Consider the following 2,670-nt stretch of genomic DNA (forward strand, 5'->3'; position numbering starts at 1 on the left):
AAAATTGGACTAGGGGTGACCACACCACAAAATCTGGACTAATACCTCTGATTGAAGCCATCATGTTTTGTACATATGCATTATTTGCTGTCAATTGGATTGCAGGCACGACCCTGACCCCGGAAATTATGAAATATTTCCGTCTGGATTCGTTCATGTCAGCTACGTTTATATCGAATGCCATTACGGTAGCTAAAATTATTGGTAATTTTTGTGCAGCTGCTATTCTCATTAAGTTCATGCCCAAAAAGGCTATTGCAATCGGTTCCGGTATGATTGTTTTTGGCAGTGCGCTGGCCATCCTGGCACCTCAGTACTGGGTATTCATCCTGGGACGGTTTATTATGGGATTTGGCGGGGCCGTTTACGTTGTTTATTTCAGCCCCGTTGTCATTCATTATTTTAAACCGGAAACGCGCCCTACGGTCAATGCTATCAACAGTGTTGCCTACAACGTTGGTGGTATGCTGGCTATGATGGTAGTTGGCCCGGTCATTGCTATGATGCAAACCTGGCAGATGAGTATGGCGTTTTTTGCCGTCATCAGTGGTGTACTTTTTATTTTGTGGCTTGTGGTGGGACAGGATTTTGCTATTAATACGACAAATGACTCTACGGAAACTTCAGCAGAATCCTATAGTTTTGCTACTGCACTTAGCCATAAGTTTAATTGGATTTATCCGGCTACCTATTCGGGTATTCTTACTTTTTATATTGTCTTACTGTGCATCTTTCCTATATCCGGCACAACGGTAATTGATTCTAAGACGCTGAGTATTGTCGTGGCTTTTGGCGGTATCGTCGGTACTATTATTACTATATTGCTGTCCAAGGTGTATTATAAACGGCTTCCTGTCATCCGGCTCTGCGGTTTTTTACTTACGGCTTTTGGGGTGCTCATGTTTACAACTGAAAACGGTATCGTTGCTTTGATTGCTGCATTTGCTATTGGAAATCTGATGTTTATACCCGTTACATCTTTATTCATGATTCCGCAGGAATTGCCCGATATGACTCCGGTCAAATTGACAAAGATTATGGGGATATTCTGGGCCATTGCTTATATTATTGAAACGATTGTCTTTTTTATCATCGGTGTCATTATCGATTCGTCGGGATATACGGCAGGCCTTACTGTAGCTGTTGTTTTCAGTGCAACCGCTTTCATCGGTTCGTTCTTATTGCCAGAAACAGGAAAATTACGCAGCAAAAAATAATACATTTTATAGAGGAGGTTATACTACTATGACACAATACGAAACCATGTATGAACAGAAAAAAATGACAGCAGAACAGGCACTTCAATTAATTCAGGATCATGATTACATGTTCAGTGCCCAGGCTTCGGGAGAACCGGCGGCTATTCTCGATAAACTTCAATACTTGAAAGAAACGGGAGTCAAAGATACGATTATCAATACGTGTCTGCCTTTAAAAGATTATCCATGGCTTCATGATCAGGAAATGAAAGGAATTATGTTTCATAATGGCTGGTTTTTCTGCGGACCTCTGCGCCAGTCACAGAAGGAAAAACTGACGAGTGCCGTGCCACAGCGGTCCACGACTATTTTACGTCATACCTTAGACCGGATCCGGTATGAAGGACGGAGACCTGTTGTCCTGGCAACTGTATCGCCTATGGACAAGAATGGGTACATGACACTTTCTGTCAGTGCCATTTATGAACGGGACCTCATCAATGCGGGAGCACTAACTATAGTAGAAGTCAATCCTAATTTCCCAAGAACTTTTGGTGATACACTGGTCCATATTTCTGAGGTTGCAGCTGTAGTAGAATCAGATCGGCCTATTCCCTGTGCAAAACTGGCTCCGTATACAGAAACGGATGCAGCTATTGGCCGGTATATTGCGGAACTCATAGAAGATGGGTCTACTATACAGCTGGGTATTGGCAACATTCCTAATGCTGTGGCTAATGAACTGAAAGCAAAAAAACATCTGGGGATTCATACGGAAATGTTTACGGAAACTATGGTGGATCTGATTGAATGCGGTGCTGTGGACAACTCTCAAAAAGGGTTTATGAATGGATATTCTGTCTGCTCTTTTACGATGGGCAGCCAGCGGTTATATGATTTTATCAATAATAATCCTTCCGTCCTCTTTAAGTCCAGTACTTTCAGCAATGATCCCTATACAATCGGCCGGAATAACAAGTTCGTTTCCATCAATGCCAGTCTGGAAATTGATCTTACTGGTCAATGTGCTTCCGAAACGGTAGGAAATTTGCAATGGTCCGGAACAGGTGGTCAGTCGGAAACCGTTCAGGGCGCGCAACTGTCACCGGGAGGAAAGTCCATTATTGCGATGCATTCTACGTATACGACAAAGGATGCTGATGGCAAAACGGTACTTCATTCCAAAATCGTTCCTTTCCTGGCTCCAGGAGCTGCCGTTACAACATCGCGCAATGATACAGATTATGTTGTTACAGAATACGGGGTAGCCTGGCTGAGAGGATTGAATATCAAGCAGCGTGTAGAAGAATTGATTCGCATAGCCCATCCTGATTTCCGTAATGAATTGCGGGAAGCGGCTGAAAAATATATGATCTGGTAAATAGAATTGAATTGACTCTTTAATAGAAGCACCGTTATGCCATTGGTTTTGTATAACGGTGCTTCATTGTCTTTCCCAATCTGATATAAT

The 2,670-nt window shown here is 42.7% G+C and carries 2 protein-coding genes; both read left to right on the forward strand.

Going from position 1 to position 2,670, the window contains the following annotated elements:
- Positions 1 to 62 precede the first annotated feature (62 nt).
- A complete protein-coding gene (locus tag DW949_RS13485; RefSeq protein WP_118023681.1) occupies positions 63 to 1,217 on the forward strand; it encodes an MFS transporter in 1,155 nt (384 codons plus the stop codon).
- Positions 1,218 to 1,245: 28 nt separating this feature from the next.
- The gene (locus DW949_RS13490) at positions 1,246 to 2,580 is read left to right on the forward strand and encodes an acetyl-CoA hydrolase/transferase family protein (protein WP_118023682.1); all 1,335 of its coding nucleotides are present in this window, start codon (positions 1,246 to 1,248) and stop codon (positions 2,578 to 2,580) included.
- The last annotated feature ends 90 nt before the right edge of the window (positions 2,581 to 2,670 follow it).

Origin of the sequence: Megasphaera sp. AM44-1BH, from assembly GCF_003467125.1 — a bacterium.
Classification (GTDB): domain Bacteria; phylum Bacillota; class Negativicutes; order Veillonellales; family Megasphaeraceae; genus Megasphaera.